We start from the raw sequence: 3,671 nt of genomic DNA on the forward strand, positions 1-3,671 counted from the left end.
CTGCTGATCGCCCTGTGGATGATCGCCACCGGCGTGCTCGTCGCCTTCAACCACGGCGAGGCCATCCCGCCCGGCCACATCGGCTACCAGCTCGTACTGCTCGCGATCGGCGCGGTCTTCCTCTGCGGGTTCTGGTGGCGCGCCGGCCGCACCCTGGGCATGCAGGCGTGGCGGCTGCGCCTGGTGCGCCGCGACGACGGCGGCCCGGTGGGCCTGCGCCTCGCACTGCTGCGCTATCTCGCCGCCCTGCTCTCCTGGGCGAGCCTGGGCCTCGGTTTCCTCTGGTCGCTGGTGGACCGCGACCGCCTTGCCTGGCACGACCGCCTCTCGGGCACACAGCTGGTCGTCATCCCGCGGCGGCGCTGAGGCCTCGCCCCGGTCAGCGCAGCCGCTGCAGCCCCGCCACCGCCAGGACCATGAAGATCAGCGACGGCGCCATCGCGCTCAGCACCGGCGGGAACCCGTAGATCACGCCCGCCTGGTTGAGCAGGCGGTTGAGCAGCATGAACGCCGTGCCCACCAGCACGCCCACCACGATCTGCTGCCCCGCACCCGCCCGCGGGCGGACGTAGAGCACCAGCGGCACCGCGAGTAGCAGCATCACCATGGTCGCCAGCGGCGTGGCGAGCTTCACCCAGAAGGCCAGGCGGTAGCGCACGGTCTCCAGGCCGTTGCGGGTGCGGTAGTCGATATAGCGGTAGAGCTCCGGCAGCGGCAGCAGCTCCGGCGGCAGCGCCACCAGCCCGAGCAGCTCCGGATTGAGCTCCGCCTCCAGTACCTGGCCGTCCGGATGCCTCACGCGCACGCCGTCGGTGCCGATACGGGTCACCTCCACGCCGGAGAGCAGCCACTGGCCGTCCTGGTAGCGTCCGCGCTCGGCGGTGACGATCCGGCTCAGCCGGCCCCCGTCGGTGCGGTAGACGCGCACACCCTCGATCTGGGTCTGCTCGCGCACGCGCGCGACATGGATATAGCGCGGGCCGTCCCGCAGCCACAGGCCGCCGTCGCCGATACCCGCACTCCCGCCGCCGATGCTGCGTGCACGCAGGTCCTGGCCAAGGCGCGAGGCCGCCGGCGCCGCCCACTCGCCCAGCGCCACCGCGCCCACCGCGAGCAGCAGCCCGGTGATCACCACGGCACGGGTGATCCCGCCGATGGACAGGCCCGCGGCACGCATCGCCGTGAGCTCGCTGCGCGCGGCGAGCCCGCCCAGGGCGACCAGCGCCCCCACCAGCGTCGCCACCGGGAACGTCTCGTAGGCACTGCGGGGCGCCTGCAGCAGCACGTACACCAGCGCCATCAGGCTGGTGTAGCCGCCCTCGCCCACGTCCCCGCTCTCGTTGATGAACGTGAACACCGCGTCCAGCGCGACAATCACCAGCAGCGCCATGAGCGCACCGAGGATGACCTGGCGGCCGATGTAGCGCGACAGCCGGTTCATGATGGCCTCCGCCGCAGCCCGTACTCGCGCACCAGCATCGCCACGGCGAACACGCCGAGCGCGGCGTGCACCCACCACAGCCCGAGCCAGCCCGGGACCGTGCCGCTCTCGTACCAGTCCTGCGCGACCTTGAGGCCGTTGAAGTACACCACGTAGAGCAGCACCGCCCCCACCAGCTTGGCGTAGCGCCCCTCCCGCGGGGCGGTGCGCGCCAGCGGTATCGCCGCAAGTATCAGCGTGAACACGCTCACCGCCATGCCCAGCCGCCACTGCAGCTCCGCATAGTCGGCACGCTCGCCACCGGCGAGCAGCCGGGGCACGCTGCGGGCGTCGCGCTTGAGGTGCCCCTTCACCGGCGCGCGGGCGTCCAGGCGGATCCCGTGCTCCTTGAACGAGAGCATCCGCCAGGCGAGCAGGCCCGGCGAGCCGTCATAGCGCCAGCCGTCGACGAGCACGAGGAAGCGCCCGCCGGTATCCGGGTCGGTGCGGCGGTAGGCGCTGTCGGCGACGATCACCCGGTCGACGCCGTCGCCGGGCAGGCGGGCAAAGACGTCGCGGAGCGTGCCGTCGTCGGCGACGGCGCCGGCGTACACCGCACCGCCGCCGTCCAGGGTGAGGAAGCGCCCGCCCTCCAGCCCCTGGAACTGCGAACGCTGGCTGGACTCGATCACCAGCCGCTGTGCCGTGGCCTCCGCCTGCGGCCCGAGGGAGATCGAGAACACCGCCACGAAGATCGACAGCGGCACCGCCAGGGTCATCAGCGCACTCAGGATATGACGGGGCCCGAAGCCGCAGGCCGTCATCGCCGCCATCTCGGAATCGCGGTAAAGCCGCCCCAGGGCCAGGATCACGGCGAGGAACAGGCTCGCCGGCAACACCATGCCCAGGTTCGCCAGGGCCTTGAGCCCGAGCAGCCCGAAGATCAGCTCCGCGGGCACCTCGCCGCGGGCGGCGGCGGCCATGAACTTGATCAGCCGGTTGGTGAGCAGCACCACCACCAGCACCAGCGTCACACCGCCCCAGGCGAGCAGGGTCTCGCGCACGAGGTAGCGTTCGAGCCGCCGCCTCAGCATGCCCGCCAGCACCGCTCACGCCGGGGGCCGGCATGGGAAAACACGGGCCAGACCGCGAAAACCGCCTCAATCTGCGTTACGATCCGGTTTTCGCCCGGGCCATCCGCAGCCGGCGCGGGCCGCCAGTCAGCAAAGGAGCAATCGATGGAATACTCGGTCAAGAGCGGCATCCCTGAAAAACAGCGCTCAGCCTGTGTGGTCGTCGGTGTTTTCGAGTCGCGCCGGCTCTCCGCCGCGGCGGGCCAGCTCGACGAGGCGAGCGGCGGCTTTCTCACGCAGCTGCTGCGCCGCGGTGACATGGAAGGCCGCCTCGGCCAGACCCTGATGCTCACCAATGTACCAGACACCCTCTGCGACCGCGTGCTGCTGGTCGGCTGCGGCCGCGAGCGCGAGTTCGGCGACCAGGCCTACAACAAGGCGGTCGCCGCCATGGCCTCCGCACTGCAGGACAGCGGCGCCGTCGAGGCCGTGAGCTACCTCACCGACCTGCCCGTGAAGGGCCGCGACAACCCCTGGCGGGTGCGCACGGCGGTGCAGACCACGGCAACCACGCTGTACCGGTTCGACCAGCTCAAGAGCCGCAAGGATACCCCGCGCCGGCCGCTGCGCAAGCTCGTACTCACCGTGCCCGGCCGCCGCGACCTGGCCCCCGGCGAGGCGGCCGCGCGCGAGGGCCAGGCCATCGCCAACGGCATGGACCTCACCCGCGACCTGGGCAACCTGCCCGGCAACCTGTGCACGCCGACCTACCTCGCCGAGCGCGCCGAGCAGCTCGCCGCCGAGTACCCGGCGCTGTCCGTCGAGGTACTGGGGCCGAAGGAGATGGAAACCCACGGCATGGGCGCCCTGCTGTCCGTCGCCCGCGGCAGCCGCCAGGAGCCGCGGCTGATCGTGATGCGCTACGACGGCGGCAACAAGGGCGACAAGCCCCACGCCCTAGTCGGCAAGGGCGTGACCTTCGACAGCGGCGGCATCTCCCTGAAGCCCGCGGCGGCCATGGACGAGATGAAGTACGACATGTGCGGGGCGGCGAGCGTATTCGGCGCCGTGCGCGCCGCGCTGGAGCTGGAGCTGCCGCTCAACCTCGTCGGGGTGATCGCCGCCACCGAGAACCTCCCCGACGGCAACGCCAGCAAGCCCGGCGACATCGTCACCAC

Annotated in this window: 4 protein-coding genes; 2 read left to right on the forward strand and 2 right to left on the reverse strand. The window is 71.7% G+C overall.

What is annotated here, in order from left to right:
• Nucleotides 1-366, forward strand: a 366-nt coding sequence (locus G7A99_RS05680) for an RDD family protein (RefSeq protein WP_240466112.1), incomplete at its 5' end; no start/stop codon positions are given.
• Between the two features lie 13 nt (nt 367-379).
• On the opposite strand, the gene lptG is transcribed toward G7A99_RS05680, so the two are convergent.
• Nucleotides 380-1,441 carry an LPS export ABC transporter permease LptG gene (lptG, locus tag G7A99_RS05685; RefSeq protein WP_163139166.1) on the reverse strand — a complete coding sequence of 354 codons (1,062 nt, stop codon included), beginning with the start codon at nt 1,439-1,441 and terminating at the stop codon, nt 380-382.
• Complete coding sequence (gene lptF / locus G7A99_RS05690; protein WP_163139167.1) at nt 1,438-2,514, reverse strand: LPS export ABC transporter permease LptF; 1,077 nt, start codon at nt 2,512-2,514, stop codon at nt 1,438-1,440. The genes lptG and lptF overlap by 4 nt, the downstream gene beginning before the upstream one ends.
• A 144-nt stretch (nt 2,515-2,658) precedes the next feature.
• Between lptF and G7A99_RS05695 the strand changes: the two genes are divergently transcribed.
• On the forward strand, nt 2,659-3,671 hold a 1,013-nt coding region (locus G7A99_RS05695; RefSeq protein WP_163139168.1), incomplete at its 3' end, for a leucyl aminopeptidase.

This window comes from Arhodomonas sp. KWT, from assembly GCF_010993615.1.